Source organism: Klebsiella sp. CN_Kp113 (assembly GCF_040064585.1).
GTDB lineage: Bacteria > Pseudomonadota > Gammaproteobacteria > Enterobacterales > Enterobacteriaceae > Klebsiella > Klebsiella michiganensis.
The window spans coordinates 41,850-61,829 of sequence record NZ_JBEAID010000023.1 but is presented as its reverse complement, the minus strand read 5'-3'; the positions used below and the strand labels follow the sequence as shown (position 1 = coordinate 61,829).

General features: G+C 56.1%; 19 protein-coding genes and 1 pseudogene. 6 read left to right on the top strand and 14 right to left on the bottom strand.

Translation table 11 applies throughout. The annotated features are described in order from the left end of the window. Positions 1–14: 14 nt before the first annotated feature. The 7 genes from ABLV30_RS15460 to ABLV30_RS15430 form a co-directional block, all read right to left on the bottom strand. Complete coding sequence (locus ABLV30_RS15460; RefSeq protein WP_265799855.1) at positions 15–2,315, bottom strand: FdhF/YdeP family oxidoreductase; 2,301 nt, start codon at positions 2,313–2,315, stop codon at positions 15–17. A 193-nt stretch (positions 2,316–2,508) separates the two neighbouring features. Continuing rightward, positions 2,509–3,426: a bestrophin family ion channel gene (locus ABLV30_RS15455; RefSeq protein ID WP_265799853.1), complete on the bottom strand. Its 918-nt coding sequence runs from the start codon at positions 3,424–3,426 to the stop codon at positions 2,509–2,511. 203 nt (positions 3,427–3,629) lie between these two features. Further along, entirely contained in the window at positions 3,630–4,538 is a 909-nt protein-coding gene (locus ABLV30_RS15450) for a cation diffusion facilitator family transporter (RefSeq protein ID WP_038424484.1), read from the bottom strand. A gap of 199 nt (positions 4,539–4,737) precedes the next feature. Continuing rightward, complete coding sequence (locus ABLV30_RS15445; protein WP_025108268.1) at positions 4,738–5,607, bottom strand: oxygenase MpaB family protein; 870 nt, start codon at positions 5,605–5,607, stop codon at positions 4,738–4,740. A 114-nt stretch (positions 5,608–5,721) separates the two neighbouring features. After that, complete coding sequence (locus tag ABLV30_RS15440; RefSeq protein WP_004138064.1) at positions 5,722–6,153, bottom strand: OsmC family protein; 432 nt, start codon at positions 6,151–6,153, stop codon at positions 5,722–5,724. An 80-nt stretch (positions 6,154–6,233) separates the two neighbouring features. Then, complete coding sequence (locus tag ABLV30_RS15435; RefSeq protein WP_032695032.1) at positions 6,234–6,713, bottom strand: GNAT family N-acetyltransferase; 480 nt, start codon at positions 6,711–6,713, stop codon at positions 6,234–6,236. Further along, positions 6,713–7,615 (bottom strand): LysR family transcriptional regulator, encoded by a 903-nt coding sequence (locus tag ABLV30_RS15430; RefSeq protein WP_025108266.1) that lies wholly within the window; start codon positions 7,613–7,615, stop codon positions 6,713–6,715. Before ABLV30_RS15430 ends, ABLV30_RS15435 begins: the two co-directional genes overlap by 1 nt. Before the next feature lie 114 nt (positions 7,616–7,729). On the opposite strand from ABLV30_RS15430, the gene ABLV30_RS15425 reads away from it, so the two are divergent. From ABLV30_RS15425 to ABLV30_RS15410, 4 genes are all read left to right on the top strand, one after another. Further along, complete coding sequence (locus ABLV30_RS15425; RefSeq protein WP_265799849.1) at positions 7,730–8,581, top strand: Vmh family MBL fold metallo-hydrolase; 852 nt, start codon at positions 7,730–7,732, stop codon at positions 8,579–8,581. Between the two features lie 236 nt (positions 8,582–8,817). Next, positions 8,818–8,958: a stationary-phase-induced ribosome-associated protein gene (gene sra, locus ABLV30_RS15420; RefSeq protein WP_004101955.1), complete on the top strand. Its 141-nt coding sequence runs from the start codon at positions 8,818–8,820 to the stop codon at positions 8,956–8,958. A 184-nt stretch (positions 8,959–9,142) separates the two neighbouring features. Continuing rightward, positions 9,143–10,840, top strand: a complete 1,698-nt coding sequence (locus ABLV30_RS15415; protein ID WP_116280078.1) for an NAD-dependent malic enzyme — start codon at positions 9,143–9,145, stop codon at positions 10,838–10,840. Positions 10,841–11,161: 321 nt separating this feature from the next. Next, the gene (locus ABLV30_RS15410; RefSeq protein WP_265799846.1) at positions 11,162–12,874 is read left to right on the top strand and encodes an ABC-F family ATP-binding cassette domain-containing protein; all 1,713 of its coding nucleotides are present in this window, start codon (positions 11,162–11,164) and stop codon (positions 12,872–12,874) included. Between the two features lie 37 nt (positions 12,875–12,911). Here ABLV30_RS15410 and ABLV30_RS15405 read toward each other — a convergent pair. The 6 genes and pseudogenes from ABLV30_RS15405 to ABLV30_RS15380 form a co-directional block, all read right to left on the bottom strand. Next, positions 12,912–13,418, bottom strand: a pseudogene (locus ABLV30_RS15405) (GNAT family N-acetyltransferase); the annotation flags it as partial. 77 nt (positions 13,419–13,495) lie between these two features. Continuing rightward, entirely contained in the window at positions 13,496–13,975 is a 480-nt protein-coding gene (gene tssD, locus ABLV30_RS15400) for a type VI secretion system tube protein TssD (RefSeq protein WP_042934095.1), read from the bottom strand. A 54-nt stretch (positions 13,976–14,029) separates the two neighbouring features. Further along, positions 14,030–14,218 (bottom strand): hypothetical protein, encoded by a 189-nt coding sequence (locus ABLV30_RS15395; protein ID WP_042927132.1) that lies wholly within the window; start codon positions 14,216–14,218, stop codon positions 14,030–14,032. Between the two features lie 2 nt (positions 14,219–14,220). Beyond that, entirely contained in the window at positions 14,221–14,913 is a 693-nt protein-coding gene (locus tag ABLV30_RS15390) for a hypothetical protein (RefSeq protein WP_048263036.1), read from the bottom strand. 38 nt (positions 14,914–14,951) lie between these two features. Further along, entirely contained in the window at positions 14,952–15,407 is a 456-nt protein-coding gene (locus ABLV30_RS15385) for a recombinase family protein (protein ID WP_048263035.1), read from the bottom strand. A 260-nt stretch (positions 15,408–15,667) separates the two neighbouring features. Then, positions 15,668–16,267 carry an inorganic diphosphatase gene (locus ABLV30_RS15380; protein WP_025108262.1) on the bottom strand — a complete coding sequence of 200 codons (600 nt, stop codon included), beginning with the start codon at positions 16,265–16,267 and terminating at the stop codon, positions 15,668–15,670. Positions 16,268–16,523: 256 nt separating this feature from the next. On the opposite strand from ABLV30_RS15380, the gene adhP reads away from it, so the two are divergent. After that, complete coding sequence (gene adhP, locus ABLV30_RS15375; RefSeq protein ID WP_004120604.1) at positions 16,524–17,534, top strand: alcohol dehydrogenase AdhP; 1,011 nt, start codon at positions 16,524–16,526, stop codon at positions 17,532–17,534. Positions 17,535–17,576: 42 nt separating this feature from the next. Here adhP and ABLV30_RS15370 read toward each other — a convergent pair whose 3' ends face one another. Continuing rightward, entirely contained in the window at positions 17,577–18,146 is a 570-nt protein-coding gene (locus ABLV30_RS15370; RefSeq protein WP_025108261.1) for a hypothetical protein, read from the bottom strand. A 207-nt stretch (positions 18,147–18,353) separates the two neighbouring features. Between ABLV30_RS15370 and ABLV30_RS15365 the strand changes: the two genes are divergently transcribed. After that, the gene (locus ABLV30_RS15365; protein WP_025108260.1) at positions 18,354–19,976 is read left to right on the top strand and encodes a TIGR04028 family ABC transporter substrate-binding protein; all 1,623 of its coding nucleotides are present in this window, start codon (positions 18,354–18,356) and stop codon (positions 19,974–19,976) included. Positions 19,977–19,980 lie beyond the last annotated feature (4 nt).

Below are 19,980 nucleotides of genomic sequence, written 5' to 3'. Positions count from 1 at the left end.
GGGCAAACGGCGCTTTAGCGAAGCCCCGCCAGCGCGCGGATCTCTTTCGAGCGCAGCGTTAAACGGACGGGCGCCGATTTATACGACGGCGTGCCGCTCTCTTTATCGAGATAATCCAGAGGGACCAGCACGTTGGCTTCGGGGTAATAAGCGGCAACGGTGCCCGGCGCGATGCTGTAGGCGACCAGCGTGATATCTTCCAACCGCTGATGGTGGCCCGGCAGCGCGGAGCTGATATCCACCCGATCGCCGTGTTCGAATCCCTGCTCAGCCATATCCTGCTCGTTCATAAACAACACGTCGCGACGGCCAAACACGCCGCGGTAGCGGTCGTCCATGGCGTAAATGGTGGTGTTGTACTGATCGTGGCTGCGCAGCGTCACCAGGCGCATCACGTCATGCCCTGCTACCTGCTGGTTTTCGTGCACCCCGTGAAAAACGGAAAACATCGCTTTGCCGGTCGGCGTCGGCCAGATACGCTCCGTCGGCGGCAGCGGCATGCGAAAACCGCCGGGATGGCGAATACGCTGGTTGTACTGGTCAAAGCCGGGAATGGTCTGCTCGATCAGATCGCGAATGCGATCGTAGTCGGCGACCAGCGACAGCCAGTCAACCTTGCTTTCCGGCAGCGTCGCCATGGCCATCGCCGCGACAATCGCCGGCTCCGATCGCAGCTCTGGCGAACCGGGTTTCAGCTTGCCCGACGACGCGTGCACCATCGACATCGAATCTTCCACGGTGATTGACTGGCGTCCCGTCTCCTGAATATCGAGTTCGGTTCGGCCAAGGCACGGCAGGATAAAGGTCTCATTGGCCACCAGAAGATGCGAGCGATTCAGCTTGGTGCCAATATGCACGCTCAGATCCAGCCCCCGCATCGCCGGAAAAGCCCGTTCGCTATCCGGCATAGCCACCGCGAAGTTCCCGCCAAGGCAGAGCAGCGCTTTCGATTCGCCGTCGATCATCGCCTGTAGCGCTTTTACCGCATCGTGACCATGCTCCTGCGGCGGCGTAAAACCAAACACCCGCTGCAGGTTGGCGAGAAACTGGGGGCTCGGCTTTTCCGTGATGCCGACGGTACGGTTGCCCTGTACGTTGGAGTGCCCGCGCAGCGGGCAGATCCCGGCTCCCGGCTTGCCGATATTCCCGCGCATCAGCAGCAGGTCGGCTATCAGGCGTACATTAGAGGTGCCCTTATTGTGCTGGGTGATGCCCATACCGTAGGTGATAATCGTGGCGTTAGATTTAGCGTAAGCCGCCGCCACCCGTTCAAGATCGCCGCGCGTCAGGCCGGACTCGCGTTCAATATCCGGCCACGGCGTCGCGTCCACATCCTGCGCAAATTCGGTAAAGCCCAGCGTATGCTCATCGATAAACGCCCAATCCAGCACCTCGCCCTGCTCTGCTTCCAGCCGGAGCAGCGCCTTCGCGATCCCCTTAAGCGCCGCCGCGTCGCCGCCCGCTTTGACCTGGAAATAGGTCGACGCGATGTTGGTTGAGCCGTAGGTCGCCATCTCAATGACGTTCTGCGGATCGGCGAAACGCTCCAGCGCCCGCTCTTTTAGCGGATTGAAGACGATAATCGGCACCCCCCGGCGCGCCAGTTCGTGCAGCGTACCCATCATGCGCGGATGGTTGGTTCCGGGATTGTGGCCGATAGAGATAACCAGCTCGGTCTTATCAAAGTCATCGAGGGAGACCGTCCCTTTACCGATGCCGATGGACTGCGGCAGGCCGACGCTGGTCGACTCGTGGCACATATTGGAGCAGTCCGGAAAGTTGTTGGTGCCATATTCGCGGGCAAACAGCTGGAACAGGAAGGCCACTTCGTTAGAGGCGCGCCCGGAGGTATAAAACTCGACTTCATTGGGCTGCAGCGTACGAAGAATGGCGCCGATGCGGGTAAACGCCGCGTCCCATGAGACCGGACGCAGGGTATCGCTGGCCTTATCGTAGGCCAGGGGCTGGGTTAAGCGCCCGTAGCCTTCCAGCTCAAAATCGCTGCGCGCCAGCAGCGACGTCACGGTGTTAGCCGCGAGAAACTCAGCCGTGACCCGTTTACTGGTGGCTTCCCAGGTCACCGCTTTGGCGCCGTTTTCGCAGAACTGAAACGTCGATTTATGCTCTTTGTCGGGCCAGGCGCAGCCGGGACAATCAAAGCCATCCGGCTGATTGGTCCGCAGCAGCGTGGCGGGGGCATCGAGCGCATCCATTTGCGTACGAACGGCGATAGCGGTGGCTTTTAAGGCACCCCAGCCGCCCGCCGGACCATCATAGGGATGGACGCCGGGAACGACGCGTCTTCTGTTACTCATGTTCACTCCTGATGCGCTTTCGGCGGCGTATGGCAGGTGAAACGCCGCACGATCTCTTATCACCCGTTACCAGCCAGGGTAACGGGTGTTTTTTGTTAACGAAAGCATAACAATCAGGGCGGTGGCTGTATAATCAATGTTATCTATCACGCGTTAGATTTAACTTATTTAACGAATAATAAACATACAAAAATCAGGTCAGATTGTAGTGGCGGTCCGGCGCCAGTTTCTCCGGTAAGGGATGCTGGCCGGTCATATCCAGCAGGTTGCGCTCAATGGTGTTACACATCGCGTTCAGCGGCAAATCGTTGGCTGCGGTACCGAACGGGTCCTCCAGCTCTTCCGCCAGCGAATCCCACGACAGAAAGGTGTAGGAGATAAACACCGACACGAACGGCGTCATATAGTGAAGATCGCCGACCAGCGCAAACGGCAGCAGCGTACAGAACAGATACACGGTGCGCTGCAAAATGAGCGTGTAGGCAAAGGGCACCGGGGTGCTGGCGAGGCGCTCACAGCCGCCCAGGGCGTGCCCCAGCTCATCAAGCTTATTGTCCATCAGGCTGAAGGTGACATCGCCGATCTTCCCTTCTGCGCGCAGGCACCCAAGCTCATCGCCTGCCAGCAGCAGAATGCGGTTGGTTGGCATCGAGCTGGCGAGGATTTCCGCCACGCTTTGCGCCGGCAGCAGACGCGCTAAATCGGCGCTCGGATCCGTCTTGCGCAGCTGATGCTTCAGGCTCCAGCTAAACGCCACCAGGTAGCTCACCAGGCGTTGATGGGCTGCGCTTTCGGCCGGCAGGATATTCTTCAGCTGGCGCACCAGCGTTCTCTGGGCAATCAGCACCGTTCCCCACAAATTGCGCGCTTCAACAAAGCGGTTGTATCCGGCGCTATTGCGAAAGCCAAGAAAAATGGCAATGGCGATCCCCAGCAGGCTAAACGGCGCGACGGTAAGATGGATACCCAGCTGCTCGTACCATTGATAGCTGATGATCGCGATAATCGACATCATCAGGTTAAGCAGCAGGCGAAAGACGATTTTTGACAGCACGGAGCCGTGCCAGTCAAACAAGCGAAGGAACCAGTGTTGTTCTGGCCGGATAATCATTGTTTTACTTCCTGAAGTTTCGAACGAATAATAGATACTTTCTATTATGCGATTGCCTTTTTATATTGTTTAAAAACACGACACGGCGTCAGCCGGCTATTTATCAGCGATGAAAGAATAGCCGCTGGATTATGGTCCTTTTTTATTTCACAGGCAATATTATCCGCAGGCTGACAAAGCCCTCAAGCGTTCAGGGGAATAACCTAAGCGATAATCGCGTCGCTATCCGCGCGGCAAGGGTCAATATGAATCATCATATGCAGCACGTTTTGGCTGTTTAGCACCCGCGCGCGGGCCAACAGCGCAATATCGTGCCCTTCCGCCACCGATAAATCTCCCGGCACCTCGATATGTACATCGACCAGGATCCCATCGCCGGCGCGTCGGGTTTTCAGGTCATGCAGCGCCACGACGCCGGGCGTTGCCAGAATAGTGGTGATTATCTGCTGCTCGCTGTCGCTATCCACTGACCGATCCATCAAGTCATGGAGGGCGTCATACGAAAAGGTATAGCCCATGCGGGTGACCAGCGCGCCGACGGCCAGCGCGGCCACCGGATCGAGCCAGGCGAAGCCGGCCAGGTTACCGATGATGCCGACCGCGACCACCACCGACGACGCGGCATCCGAGCGGGCGTGCCAGGCGTTGGCAATCAGCATGGACGACTGAATTTGTTTAGCCGCCCTGAGCATATAGCGGAATAACATCTCTTTGGCGGTCAGCGCGGCGAGCGCCACCCACAGAGCGGTAATATGCACGCTCGGGATAGACGCCGGATGCAGCAGTTTGCCGCAGGCGGACCACAGCATACCCGCGCCAACCAGTAACAGCAGCGCGCCAATCACCAGTGAAGCGCCGTTTTCATAGCGCCGGTGTCCGTAGTGATGATCGCTATCCGAGGGTTTGCCGCTTTTTTTATTGGCCAACAGCACGACGAAATCAGCGACTAAATCGGAAAGAGAATGAATACCATCGGCAATTAATCCCTGCGAACCGGAAAAAACGCCCGCCAGAACCTGGGCGCTGGATAAAAAAAGATTGACCACCACGCTGACCAGCGTCGTTTTACGCGCAACCTGGGCGCGCTGACCATCGTCAGTCATTTTCGCCATGATGACTTCCCCGCAAAAAAAGAAATAACGTACGCGATTTGGCTTAATTTTTCCTGAATAATCCGCCACCGTTAAGAGAATATTTACTTATTTTTATTGCTGTCAAATATATAAATGAGAATAGTTTGTTTTTAAAAAATATAGCCATGACAATAATAGCCATGGCTATATTTTTGGCGTAAAAACGCAGCCTGAATAATTAAAACTGATTCATCCGGCGCATTGCGCAATGATACGCGCCGTTACGCACCGACGCGCGCAGTACGCGGGCGACGCCGTGTACCGCAATGCGTGCGCTGTGCCGCTGCAGCGCGCTCATCGGCAAATTGAGCATCGCCTGCGCCCACGGCGGCAGCAGGTCAATCCCGGCGCGCATCATCATTCGCCCGACGGGCTGACTCAGGCGCCCCGGCAGGCGGGTCGATAGCAGGACGTCGGCAACCTCCTGCGTTCGCTCATCGCAGCGCAGCGTTGGGCGCATATCCTGCAGGTAGTCGGCAACCTGCCGCGGCGTTACCGGGATATCCCGAGCGCCAAGGCGGCGGGCAATTTCGGCGGCCTCCTGATAATACTGCTCCTGGCGGGCGGCGCTGACCACGGTCCGCTTGTAGCGCAGGTGCGAGGCCATAAAGCTGCTGCATTCGGCGACATGAACCCAGGTGAGCAGCGCCGGGTCGCTGGCCTGATAGGGCGTGCCGTCTTTATCCTTGCCGCTCACCCGCAGGTGGATCCCCTGCACTTTTGCGATCAGCCGTTCGGCGTCGGCGGTGGTACCAAAGGTGGTGGCGGAAATAAACTGGCTGGTACGGCGCAGGCGGCCAAAGATATCTTCGCGGAAGTTTGAGTGATCCCAGACGCCCGCCAGCGCCAGAGGATGCAGCATCTGTAACAGCAGCGCGCTGACGCCGCCGCAGAGCATGGAGGTAAAATCGCCATGAACCTGCCAGATGGCCGACTGCGGACCAAATAGCCCCGGTTCGCCTTTGGGGTGTTCAAAATCGATCTCTTTTAGCGCCATGCCGGTTAAGCCCAGAACCTGAGCTTCAATCATTCCGCGTATGCTGGTCATTACCCACCTGCTCTGATCCGTGAGCGAGAAAGATAGCATTTATTAACGCCGGGGGCATTTGCCAACGATGGCTTTTAGGGCGGGAGCGCCCGCCGATAGCGGGCGCCAGCGAGCTTATGGATTGAGCTGGTAGTCGAGGCTTATCTCCGCGTTCAGCACCTGCGACACCGGGCAACCGGCTTTGGCTTTTTGAATGATGCCGTCAAACGCATCGGCCTCGATGCCTGGCAGCACAATTTTACTCTGCAGCGCGATTTGGGTGATGGCAAAGCCGCCGCCGGATTTATCCAGCGTCACCACCGCCACGGTATCAATGGAGGTGGCGGTGTAGCCCTCTTCGCTCAGCATCAGCGAGAGCGCCATGGAGAAACAGGCGGCATGGGCGGCCCCGATAAGCTCTTCCGGGTTGGTGCCCTTGACGCCTTCGAAACGGGTGTTAAAACCATAAGGCTGCTGGTTCAGCGCGCCGCTCTCGGTCGAGACGGTTCCTTTTCCGCTTTTCAGATCCCCTTCCCAATGCGCCTGACCTTTCTTATGGATTGCCATAATATCGCTCCTTTTTTGATATGAAAGGGTTAAGTATAGAACCCCCTAAGGCATTTGGGCGGCGCGCGGCGTTTTTCAGATCAATCCGTCGGGATATTTTTACTCATATTAACGCCGGTAACGCGGAAACCCGCGGCGTCGTAGAGATGGCGCGCGCGCTGATTATCCCCGGCGACGCGCAGTTTAATTTGGCCGATCCCCTGGCTTTTCAGCGCATGCTCAAAAGCCGCCATCGCTTGTTTACCCAGGCCCTGTCCCTGAAACGCCGGATAAATATAAAAATCGCAGATAAAGGCGGAGCGCATTTCTTCGTCAGGCTTGTACCAGAGATAGCCGACCCGCTTTTCCGCGCCGTCACTGTCATCGAATAAGCAGCATAAAACCTGGCCGCGAGTATTGACGCCGTCGGGCAGATCCGCGGCGATTTCGCGCTGTGCCTGGGCTAACGCGGCCGCCGGCGAGAGCGCGTAATTGGCGGAGATTTCCGCCGCGTAGTCGGGGATAAAGTAGTCGAGATACGCCGGGTACTCCGTAGCGCGCATTGGGCGAAGCACTATCATTAAAGGGTTCCTTTTATATCGTGAGTTTGCGCCAGTTTCTGCTGAATCTCACCGAGAAACAGCGGCAGCGCGCTTGGCTGATAGTCCCGTGAAAGGTAAATACCATATACGCTTAGCGCTTTTGGCCGCCAGGCCGGTAAAACCTGTTTCAGCGCCCCGCTGTTGAGCGCCCGCTGCGCCTCCAGCTCCGGCAGCATCGCGATGCCGCAGCCGGCGACCGCCGCCTCCATCAGCAGCGAGGAGATCCCGGCGCTAAGGTTGCCGGAAACCGCCACCGCCACGTTTTCGCCGCTGGCGTCGCTAAACTGCCAGGTCTGGCTGGCAAAATGGCTGTAATGCAGGCAGTTGTGACGAGTGAGATCTTCCGGCGTTTGCAGCGGACCGTTCTGCTGAAGCCAGCGCGGCGACGCGCACAGCACCGAACGACACACGCCAAGGCGGCGGGCGATAGCCCCGGGCTCCGGATTGTCGGTGATGCGAATCGCCACGTCGATCCGTTCGCCGATCAGGCTGACCGGGTGATTATTGATATCCAGCTCAAGGCGCAGCTGCGGATAACGGGCGAGAAAATCGGGTAGCAGCGGCGAAATCAGCTGCATCGCCGTAAAGTGAGCGCAGGCGACGCGCAGCGTCCCGCTGGGGATCGCACGCTCGCTTTGCCCGGCGATCTCATCCGACAGCTGCGTCAGGGTGCGCGTTTTTTGCAGCACCTTTTCCCCCGCAGCCGTGAGCGTCAGTTTGCGGGTTGAGCGATGGACCAGCCGGGTTCCCGCCCACTGCTCCATCTGTTCCAGATAGCGGCTGACCATCGGACGCGACATCCCCAGCGCGCGGGCGGCGGCGCTTAAGCTCCCCAGTTCACAAATGCGCATATACACCTGCGCGGCAATAACCCGATCCATAACTGATTTCCATCTGCACGTTTTATGAAACTCAGCATCTCTTTTTTCAGGAATTTTCGCAAATCATGAAATCCGTACAATAGCGCCTATTCACCTGACCAAGAGAAAACGAATATGAAATTATCTGCCCTTGCTATCGCGACCACGCTGTTCAGCACGTCAGTTCTGGCCGCGCCCCTAACGCTGCAAACCTACAACCCGCAGGAGAACGGCATCTTCGCGGTTAACTCCACCCTCGCCTCCGGCCCGCATGAAGCGGTGCTGTTTGACGCTCAATTCAGCGTCAAAGATGGCGAGAAGCTGGTTGAAATGATTAAGAAAAGCGGTAAAAAACTGACCCGCATCGTGATTACCTCCGGCGATCCGGACTTCTATTTCGGCCTCGAGCCGCTGGTAAAGGCTTTCCCGGATGTCAACGTGGTGGCGACCGCGGAAGTGGTTAAACACATTAACGCAACCAAAGCGGCCAAACTGGCCTGCTGGGGCCCGCAGATGAAGGACGGCGCGCCGAAGCAGGTTTACGTCCCGCAAGCGCTGACGGCAAACACCTTCACCATCGACGGCGAAAAGGTTGAGATCCGCCAGCCGCAAAATTATGCCGCCTATGTCTGGATCCCGGCGAATAAAACCATTCTTGGCGGGACCGGCGTGGCGTGGGGCATGCACGTCTGGACGGCGGATACCCAGAGCGTCGAAAGCCGCCAGCAGTGGATAAGTACGCTCGACGAGATGGCCGCGTTGCATCCGCAGCAGGTGATCCCCGGCCATTACCTGGGGACTCCGCCCGCAGGCGACCGCGCGATTACCTTTACCCGCGATTATCTAACCCAGTTCGAGCAGGCGCTCAACGCGCACAAAGACTCCGCCGGCGTTATCAAGGCGATGAAACAGCGCTGGCCGGGACTCGCGGAAGAGAGTTCGCTGGAACTGAGCGCCAAAGTGAATACCGGCGAAATGAAGTGGTAAGACTGGCTAACGTGCGGGCCTTTCTGCCGGATGGCGGGTGACCTCCTGCCCGGCCGACGAACCGGGGTCCGCTAAAAAGACTGTTCTTAATCTGCCGACTCAACGTTGCTAAACCCGGCAAAATGGGCCACGATGATTATCGCCGCGCTAAAAATGCGCGGCGTACTTAAGGGTTAAATTTCGTCCGACACCCGTCGGGCTTGTCCTTGAAACCGACACAGGATAAAGGAGTAAGAATGAAATCGAACCAACAGGCACGTCATCTTCTTGGTCTGAACTACAAGCTTTCTCAGCAGAAAAAAGTGCTGCTGGAAGGCGATGCGGAAACCACGGTTAACCATGTTCGCGCCACCGGCCGCAAGCGCCGCGGTGGCTAACTTTTCAGCTGAATGATGATAAAAACACCGTCCTCTCCCCGGGATGGTGTTTTTTTAAGACTATCGGCCTCATGTTTACCCTCCTTTGATGTCTTCTGCTTTATACTCTGCCCGCTGCCATTCCCTGCCAGCCCCCCGCCTGTCGCCGCGCCCGGGCTGAAGCGATTATCAAGGAGTTAGTGCGATGCAATTCACTCATAAGAAAAACCGCTCTCTATACATCCCTTACGCCGGCCCCGTGCTGCTTGAATTTCCGCTGCTCAACAAAGGCAGCGCCTTCAGCATGGAAGAGCGCAGCAGCTTCAACCTGCTGGGCCTGCTGCCGGAAGTGGTCGAAACCATCGAAGAACAGGCCGAACGCGCGTGGATCCAGTACCAGGGATTTAAAACCGAGATCGACAAGCACATCTACCTGCGCAATATCCAGGATACCAACGAAACGCTGTTCTACCGCCTGGTCGGCAACCACCTCGACGAAATGATGCCGGTTATCTACACCCCGACCGTCGGCGCCGCCTGTGAACGCTTCTCTGAGATCTATCGTCGCGCCCGCGGCGTGTTTATCTCTTATCAGAACCGCAATAACCTCGACGATATTCTGCAAAACGTACCGAACCACAACGTTAAGGTTATCGTGATGACCGACGGCGAACGTATTCTCGGCCTCGGTGACCAGGGTATCGGCGGGATGGGCATTCCTATCGGCAAACTGTCGCTGTATACCACCTGCGGCGGTATCAGCCCGGCCTACACGCTGCCGGTGGTGCTGGACGTCGGTACCAACAACCAGCAGCTGCTGGACGATCCGCTGTATATGGGCTGGCGCCACCCGCGCATCACCGACGACGAGTACTATCAGTTTGTCGACGACGTTATCCAGGCGATTAAAGCCCGCTGGCCGGACGTACTGCTGCAGTTCGAAGACTTCGCGCAGAAAAACGCCATGCCCCTGCTCAACCGCTATCGCCACGAAGTGTGCTCCTTTAACGATGATATCCAGGGCACCGCTTCGGTCACCGTCGGTACGCTGATCGCCGCCAGCCGCGGCGCGGGCAGCCAGCTGAGCGAGCAGAAAATTGTCTTCCTCGGCGCCGGCTCCGCGGGCTGCGGTATCGCAGAGCAGATCGTCGCGCAAATCCAGCGCGAAGGGTTAAGCGAAGAGGAAGCCCGTAAACGCGTCTTTATGGTTGACCGTTTCGGTCTGCTGACCGACGCCATGCCGAACCTGCTGCCGTTCCAGAGCAAACTGGTGCAAAAGCGTGAGCATCTGCAAACGTGGGACACCATGAATGATGTGCTGTCGCTGCTCGACGTGGTGCGCAACGTCAAACCGGATATCCTGATCGGCGTTTCCGGGCAGCCGGGGCTATTCACCGAAGAGATTATCCGCGAGATGCACAAGCACTGCCCGCGGCCAATCGTGATGCCGCTCTCCAACCCGACCTCCCGGGTGGAAGCCACGCCGCAGAATATCCTCAGCTGGACCGACGGCGCGGCGCTGGTCGCCACCGGCAGCCCGTTTGCCCCGGTCACCCTCAAAGGCAAACAGTACGTTATCGCCCAGTGCAATAACTCCTATATTTTCCCGGGAATTGGCCTCGGCGTTATCGCTTCGGGCGCATCGCGCGTGACCGATGAGATGCTGATGGCCGCCAGCGAAACCCTGGCGAAACATTCGCCGCTGGTGAATAACGGTGAAGGCCCGGTTCTGCCGGAGCTGAAGGATATTCAGAGCGTTTCGCGCGCTATCGCGTTTGCGGTGGGTAAAATCGCCCAGGAACAGGGCGTGGCGGTGAAAACCTCCGCCGAAGCGTTGCTGCAGGCGATCGCCGATAACTTCTGGCAGCCGGAGTACCGGAACTACCGGCGCACGTCGATTTAACCGGTAGATGAGTCATACAGGGGGCCTGCTTTGCAGGCCTTTTTTTATTCTCATCTGGTCAAAACCGCTTTCTCCCTCTACACTGCCAGCACCCATCAACTCACTGAATAAAAAAGGAGGATCCCATGTCGTACTGTGAAATGTTTTTTTCACGTGCATTTGGCGATCGCACCTGCTCAAGCGTTATCGGTATCGTGCTGCGATAACTTCAGCTTGAGCGAAGAAACCATAGACTAACTCCCTTCCCTCGGGCTTACCGGGTTATCGTCAGCGATGTTTGACGAGGCATTCACATGCCTGTAACTCTTGAGTAAGTTCACAATGAGCACATTACTAACTGCACAATCTCTTCATGTTGATACGGCGTTTGGCCCGCTGTTCACAAACCTCTCCTTTACCCTGAAAAAAGGCGACCGTATTGGCCTGATTGGCTATAACGGCTGCGGAAAAAGTACCCTGCTACAGGTGCTGGACGGCACCATCGTGCCCAGTTCGGGCAGCGTGGCGCTGGCCAGTCACTGTCTGATGGCGCGTGTGGAACAGCATCTACCCGATGCGCTGTTAGCGCAGCCCCTGCTGCAGGTGGTACTGGCGAAACTTCCCGCCCCTGAGCGTGAGAGTCAGCGCTGGCAAGCGGAGAGGCTATTGGCAGAGATGGGCTTTACGCCAGATGAGGCCGCGCAGCGGGCGTCAACCCTGAGCGGCGGTCAGCATACCCGGCTACTGCTTGCCAGGGCGCTGATTCAGCAGCCGGATCTCCTGCTGCTGGATGAGCCGGGAAACCACCTCGACCTGCCGACCCTCCTGTGGCTGGAAAGCTTCCTGCAAACCTGGCAGGGGAGCTTCGTTCTGGTGTCGCATGATAATATCTTATTGGATGCTGTAACTAATTCCAGTTGGATCCTGCGCGACAGAACGCTGCACGCCTTCTCCCTGCCCTGCAGCGCCGCCCGCCGGGCGCTGGAAGAGCAGGACGCCAGCGATGCGCAGCGCCATAAAGCCGAGCAAAAGGAGATCGACCGGGTCGCCGCCAGCGCCAAACGGCTGGCTATCTGGGGTCGGACCTATGACAACGAAGATCTCTCCCGCAAAGCCAAGCAGATGGAGAAGCAGGTTCAACGCCTGAAGGAGAGCCAAACCGAGCTGACCATGGGCCCCCCCTGGCGGCTGGCGCTCCACGGCGACATGCTGCGGGCTGACCGACTGCTGGAGATGGAACAGCTCCCCGTTCCCCCCGCGCCCGGTCTGCCGGCCCTGTTTACCGCGGGCCTGGCTCGCCTGAAAAGCGGCGATCGGGTGGCGGTGATGGGCCGTAACGGCGGCGGCAAGTCTTCGCTGCTGCGTCTGCTGTGGCGGCAAATGCAGCAGGAAACGGCGGAGAGCGGTTTGCGCCTGCATCCGCGGCTGAAGCCGGGTTATTACGACCAGACCCTGCATCAGCTGGCGGATGACGATACCCTTCTCGACGCGCTGGAGCCCTTTGAACCAGGCCCGGATGCGCGCAGGCGGGCGCTGATTTCCGCCGGATTCAGCTGGCCGCGTCACGGGCAAAAGGTCGCCACCTTAAGCGGCGGCGAGCGTTCGCGCCTGCTGTTCGTCGGCCTCTCTCTGGCGCGCTATAGCCTGCTGCTGCTGGATGAGCCTACCAACCATTTAGATATAGATGGCAAAACGGCGCTGGCGGCTACGCTGAGCGACTATCCCGGCGGCCTGCTGCTGGTGAGCCACGATCGCGAGCTCATTAACCGCAGCTGCAATCGCTTCTGGCTTATCGACGAGCGCGGGCTGAGCGAATGGCACAGCAGCGAAGAGGTGTATGAGATTTTGCGCACCGCCGTTCGTCGTCCGGCGACGCAGGCCGTGATGGTGAACAGTAGCGAACCGGAGGAGGACCAGGATGCGCTGCTGGAGCGGTTAGTCACGCTTGAGCAGCTGCTGGCCGACGATCTGGCGCGCAAGCCAAAACATCAAAAACCGCAGCTGCAGGCGCAGTGGCGTAAGGAGATAACAACGATTGCGACGTTATTAGGCTAACAGGCGCTCTCCCGGCGCGGCGATCCGCGCCGGGAGATTATTCCGCGCCGGCAGGCGAACTGGGTTTGACCCGACTAAACTGCTGCTCGGTCATCATCCGCCCCCACTGGTCCCCCTGCCACGCTTTATCCAGCGTAAAGCCGAAGGATTCATACAGCCTGCGGGCGGCGTTCAGCCCGCTGAAGGTCCACAGCCGCACCGCGGCGAAGTTCTGGCTATCGCAAAAGGCCATCGCTTCATTCAGCAGACGTCGGCCAACACCGCTTCCCCGGCAGCTATCGTCGAGGATAAACCAGCGCAGATGCGCTTCATTATTACCAAGATCCTCGCCGTCAATCGCCACCGATCCGACAATCTGCCCACCCTGAACGGCAAGCCAAACCCGGTTGCACGGTTTCTCAAGACGACCGGAAAACTCCGCCAGCCCGCTGGCCACTTTGCTCTCGAAAAAGTGACCAAATTCATAATGCTTCGCATAGTACTCGCCGTGCATCTGCGTAATGCGGCCAATCATTCCCGGACGATAGCCGGTAACGATATCAATCCTGGCGGTTAAGTCGATCATTTTATCTCCTCGTCAGAGCCAAGGGAGGCAATGGCCTCCCTTGGTACCCCTTGTCATCAGGCACAACAACGATCGTTCCATGAATCACGATAGACAATATTACCCTCCGTATACTTCCATGTAATTGCTTCATAACGCAATTCAAGCGTTTCAAGGTGAGTACTACTCATACCGTTAGGAGACAGGAATGGTGCGACCGTTGTGAATTTGACGTTTTCAAGAATGATATTGAAATACTCGGCCTCGATGCCCGATTCCAGAATGCGGTACATCTTAATTGTAGCCTTTTTCATGGTCCGGCCTTCACAGACCGCGCGGTACAGAAGTGGTGTTGTCTGATCAAATTCTTTCACTATCGTTATAGGGCGGTGAACGCGTGTACCTGTAAGTTTTCCCCAGCTCGGGTCAACCGGAATAGTGACACCGTGAGAGAATGATTTTAATTCGATTGAACCCAGGCGAAGTGGCATTAGGCAACTGCCAACAATCGGCGAACCATTTTCATCTTCGAGCCATAAATGTGCGGGTGTAGACATAGCATTTCCTTATAAATAAATTTCAAACAATGCTAAATTTTGATGTTTTGATGATTACCATTTCACGTATCGATAAAAAACAACGATCACAAAAATGCAGAATATGGGGACAGGCCATATTGGTCCATCAGGGAAAATTTGAAAAAGGACAATTGCAAATAAAAGTGTCAATAAGGCAGGACCGTACATCGATATCAATGACCTGAATATCCGTCTGAAAAACCTTTTAATAAGACTCATCATGATTATCGAATCATCCTGGTGATGATGTCTGCAATCTCACCATCCGATACCCATTGTGCATTAAACGCCTCAGCTCGTTCAAACAATGGCTCTATCAGGAAGTACATCATTTCCAGCTCTTGTGCATATAGCGCCGAGTAGTACGCTGGACAAGTAATATGAAGACGACGCGCACTATCTGCCGCTTTCTGCACAACGCCATATAAACCAATAACCCCAACAACACCTCCCGCTCTTCTCCCTGCCAGTGCACTGAGTTCAAGGCTTAAATTCATGCCTGCAGCGACAAATGATGCTGTTGCTAAAGCAAATCCTGTATTTGTGAGTGAACTTGCGGCAATATGAATATTTACTGCCATTAACAGTTGTTTGATGTGCTCTAGTTGATCGGACGTTTTGTATCGGAATACTTCTTCAAAGTAAATCCTAAGCATTTCATACACAACATCTCCATGTCTTATAATATGATAAACGCCTTTAGTAAATCGGATATCTTCGGACTTTTGTTTCTGGCATACGTCCTGATATTCATCAGTAAAGCAGGATGTATAATACAGCACACGCGTTGCGCCTGCACCGATCCTTTCAATCTGATTTGATACGTCTTTTCCTACATCCTTTAATGCGTGGTCGAGTTTTAACGCAAGAATTTTATTAGCCTGCAAATAACTTATAACTTCATTTCTGTAGTACATAGCCGCTCCTTGCTTATTTCATTAAATCCGGTTAACCATTATTTCCCACGAGAAAGCGTCCGATAGACCGTGGGGCGGGAGACGGAGAATAATTCAGCCAAGTACTCGCCGCTTCCGCGCATCATGCAAAGCTCTTTCTGCTGTTTATCTGACAGCTTCGGCTGCTTCCCCCGCAGTTTTCCTTTAGCCCGGGCGATGGCCATCTCTTCGCGCGTGCGAAGACGTATCAGGTCGCCTTCAAACTCGGCAAACGTCGCCAGCACATTAAAGAACATCTTACCCATCGGATCTGCAGGGTCGTAGAGGCTGTTGCCCAGCGCCAGCTTCACGCCACGGGCCTGAAGGGCATCAGCAATATCTCTTGCATCCGGAACTGAACGGGCCAGCCTGTCCAGTTTCGGTACGACCAGCGTGTCTCCCTGGCGAACTGCCGCCTGAGCCAGATCCTGGCGGTCAGTTGAACATCGGGCATAGCCAATGCGTATTTCTGTCATAAATATGTACGTATAAGGGCCGTGAAAGAGATTTATATCGTACCAGTGATATGAGACAACGTCAGCAGTGAGATTGACCTGGACTTATTACCCGTGAAAAAAGCAATTTCGAGCGCATCGTCGCCACGCTGGGGCTGAAGAAAAGGACGCAGGGTAACGGAAATTTCGGCGGTTCCGGCGTAGTCCCCCGTATTACCTCACTCTGCGGATAATAGGGCGAAGAAAAAGCGACAGGCACCGGGCGATGCCTGTTTTTCCGCTTATTGCGGATTTTTCTCTTTCCAGGCATCCCATGCCGCTTTAATTTCCTGCTTCGCGGCGGCGGCATCGTTAAAGCCGTTCAGCTCCACTTTTTTACGCCCTTCCGGCAGCTGTTTGTAAACGCGGAAGAAAGCCTGCAAACGCTCCTGCTCGATTTTCGGCAGATCGCCGATGGTGTTGATGTCATCGTAGGTTGGGTCGATTTTGCTTGCCGGAACGGCAATGATTTTGTCGTCCTTCTCGCCGCCATCAATCATCTTGAGCACGCCAATCGCGCGCAGCTTAATCAGCGTTCCCGGCGCCATCGGCGCGCGGGTATAAAACACCACGTCCAGCGGATCGCCATCCCCTGCCAGGGATTGCGTCAGCGAACCGTAGTTAGCCGGATAGACCACCGGCATTGACTGGAAACGATCGGCGATCAAAAAGCCGGTTTTGGCGTCGGTTTCATATTTGATAATGCCGCCCGCGGGAATTTCGGTCACGGCATAAAACTCTTCAGGGTTGTTTTTCGGCTGCGGGAAATCCAGTACGTTCTGCGCCTGAACGGTAGCGGAAAGCAGAAGGCCTGAGGCAAGGAGTGTTTTTACCAGATGCATTGTCGTGTCGCTCTATCGTTATAAGAAATTGAAAAACAGAACGATAGAGGCCGCAAATGAAGCGTGTATGACGTAACGATGACAGTAATGTGACGCGAATTTCATTAATAATTCTGATTAAAAAATCGGCGCACCAAGCTCACCCCGGCAAGGAATATCTATTATTTCCTTGATTTAATGAAGATTTAAGCTAAACCTTAGCATGCGTAAAAAACAAAATTGTGTTAATACGCTTATGTTCAATAAGGAGAACAGAATGAAAGCTGCTGTCGTCACGCAAGATCATCAGGTCAATGTTACGGAAAAAACGCTTCGTCCCCTGCAACATGGCGAAGCCCTTTTAAAAATGGATTGCTGCGGCGTATGTCATACCGACCTGCACGTTAAGAACGGCGACTTTGGCGATAAAACCGGGGTCATTCTGGGCCATGAAGGCGTGGGCGTTGTGCAGCAGGTCGGCCCCGGCGTTCATTCTCTGAAGCCGGGCGATCGCGCCAGCGTGGCGTGGTTCTTCGAAGGCTGCGGGCATTGTGAATATTGTAACAGCGGCAACGAAACGCTGTGTCGCTCGGTGAAAAATGCCGGCTACACCGTGGATGGCGGTATGGCGGAAGAGTGTATCGTCATGGCCGATTATGCGGTCAAAGTGCCGGACGGGCTCGATTCTGCGGCGGCCAGCAGCATCACCTGCGCGGGCGTCACCACCTATAAAGCGGTCAAAGTCTCACATATCAAACCCGGCCAGTGGATTGCCATTTATGGCCTCGGCGGCCTCGGCAATCTGGCGCTGCAGTATGCCAAAAACGTGTTTAACGCCAAAGTCATCGCCCTTGACGTTAATGATGAACAGCTGAAGCTGGCCGCGGAAATGGGCGCGGACCTGACCATCAACTCCCGCAGCGAAGACGCGGCCAAAATTATTCATGAGAAAACCGGCGGCGCGCATGCCGCGGTGGTAACCGCAGTCGCCAAAGCGGCGTTTAACTCAGCGGTGGATGCGGTTCGCGCCGGCGGACGCGTGGTGGCGGTGGGCCTGCCTCCGGAAGCGATGAGCCTGGACATTCCGCGTCTGGTCCTCGACGGTATTGAAGTGGTGGGTTCGCTGGTCGGTACCCGTCAGGACCTGACCGAGGCCTTCCAGTTTGCCGCGGAAGGGAAAGTCGTACCGAAAGTGACCCTGCGTCCGCTGGGCGATATCAACGCCATCTTCAAGGAGATGGAACAGGGACAGATTCGCGGCCGTATGGTCATTGATTTCCGCCGCTAATCTTCGGACCTCTCCCGCTACGGGAGAGGTTTAATTGTCCCTTTACACGCACGGCCCCGTTGCGCAACCGTACATCATCACCAGCGGAAATAGCGGCACCAGCGGAATCAGGGCGATCTCTCCCAGAGGGCTAATGGTCTGCGTTTTATCGTTAATTGACACGACGACGGGTCTGGCAAGGCGATAAGCGTCATCCAGCTCATTGGGATCAACGGTTGACCAGAAACCGGTCGCTTTAAACAGTACGCCAAGATGGTCGTTGTCCAGCGCGGTCGCATGATACTGGGTGGTTAACAGACTTAGCTGACTGGCATCCAGCCTGCGCTTGTCGAGCACCACCAGATATTCCGCAACAACCTCATGCTGTTTCACGACAAAATTCACCCGTACGCCGGATGCGACCTTATTGAAGCGTTCGTAGAAAGTATTATAACGCTGGTACTCCTGCGGCACCCCTTTACGGAAGAATCGATAGCTGTATTTGTTTGAATTGGCAATGATGCCCGACTCAATAGGTTTAACCTTAATAATGGTATCAGTAGAGGGCAAATTGGGTGCGCTGGTACAGCCTGCCAGCACCGTCATCGCCAACATCAGTAAATACTTCAGCATCGTCGCTATCCCTTTATTACGCTGACTATCTCTCAGTCATTAAATTATCCAGCATGAGTTTCAGCTGAAAGGCATGTAAATACCAGCCCCTAAAAATCGAGCCGGGTATAAATGCTTTTTATGCAAATGCTTAGCGCAAATCCTTACTTCCTTTGTTAAAACGCGCGCCCGATGATGGCCAAACAAGAGATAACAAAGGAATTCACCATGCACACCCGTTTTCGCCTGCCCGCGCTGGCGGCATTTTTTTTGAGCGGCGCGTTTTCCGCGTGGGCCGCCGACGCGCCGGTTAAAGGCGGCACGTTAATTTATCTGGAGCAGCAGCCGCATACCAATCTTTATCCCCCGGCCGGAGGCTTTTATCCTAACGGCGGTATTCTTAATCAAATAACCGATAAGCTAACCTGGCAAAATCCAAAAACCTTACAAGTCGAACCGTGGATTGCCGAAAGCTGGAGCGCCAACGCGGATAAAACCGAATATACCTTTAAGATTCGCCCTGGCGTCACCTTTTCTGATGGCACCCCGCTTGACGCCAATGCGGTTGCCAAAAACTTTGATACCTACGGCCTCGGTAATAAAGCGCACCGCCTGCCGGTGTCCGAGGTGATTAATAACTACGATCGCAGCGAAGTCATCGATCCGCTGACGGTTAAGTTCTACTTTAAAAAGCCCTCGCCGGGATTTCTGCAGGGCACCGCGACCATCGGCTCCGGGCTGGTTTCCCTGAGCACCCTGGCGCGAAATTTTGAAGAGCTGGGCGACGCCCGCCATATTATTGGCTCCGGGCCTTTTACGGTTAAAGATGAAAAGCCGGGACGTGAACTCGCTCTGGTCGCACGTCAGGATTATCAATGGGGGCCGAAAAGCCTCGCCCAGCAGGGGCCAGCGAATCTCGACGGCATAACCTATATCGTCACCCCGGAAGATGGCGTACGCGTTGGCGCGCTGCTGGCAGGCCAGGCCGATTTTATTCGCCAGGTGCAGGCCTATGATGAAAAGCAGGCAACCGATCGGGGCTTTAAAATCTATGCCGCCCCGACGCGCGGCGTTAACGACAGCCTGAGCTTCCGCCCGGATAATCCGCTGGTTGCCGACCTGCGCGTTCGTCAGGCGCTGCTGCACGCCACCGACGCCAGACAGGTGGTTGAAACCCTGTTCTCCGCCAACTATCCGCAGGCGACCTCCGTCGTCGCCAGCACCGCGGCCGGATACGTTAACCTCAGCGATAAGCTGGCTTTCGATCCGGCCAAAGCGAAACAGCTGCTTGATGAGGCGGGCTGGAAACCGGCCGCCGACGGTATACGGGTCAAAGATGGCCAGCGCCTGGCATTAACCGTCTATGAATCCCTGCCCCAGCCGCAAAACAAAGAGGTACTCCAGCTTGTCGCCCAGCAGTGGCGCCAGGTCGGCGTTGCGCTGGCGGTCAAAGCCGGTGATGCCGGCAGCCGTACGCTGGACAGCCTCGACCCGTTGAAAACGCCGCTTACCGTGTCAGAAGTGGGCCGCGCCGACCCTGACGTGGTGAAAAGCATGTTCTTCCCCGCTAACCGCGACGCGCTGCTGCAAAAAGGCGGCTCCAGCGACAAGGTCCAACGCTTCCGCGACGATAAGCTCAACGCGCTGCTGACCGCGATCTCAGCCGAAGTCGAGCCGCAAAAACGCCTCCAGCTCACCGGCGACGCCCAGCGCTACCTGCTGGACAACGCCTACGTAATCCCGATATTTGAAGAGCCGCAGGTCTTTGCCGGCGCGCCGTGGGTGAAAGGCGTCAGTTTTGAAGCGGTAGGCCGCCCGTCGTTCTACGGCGCTTGGCTGGAAAAGCACTAAGGAG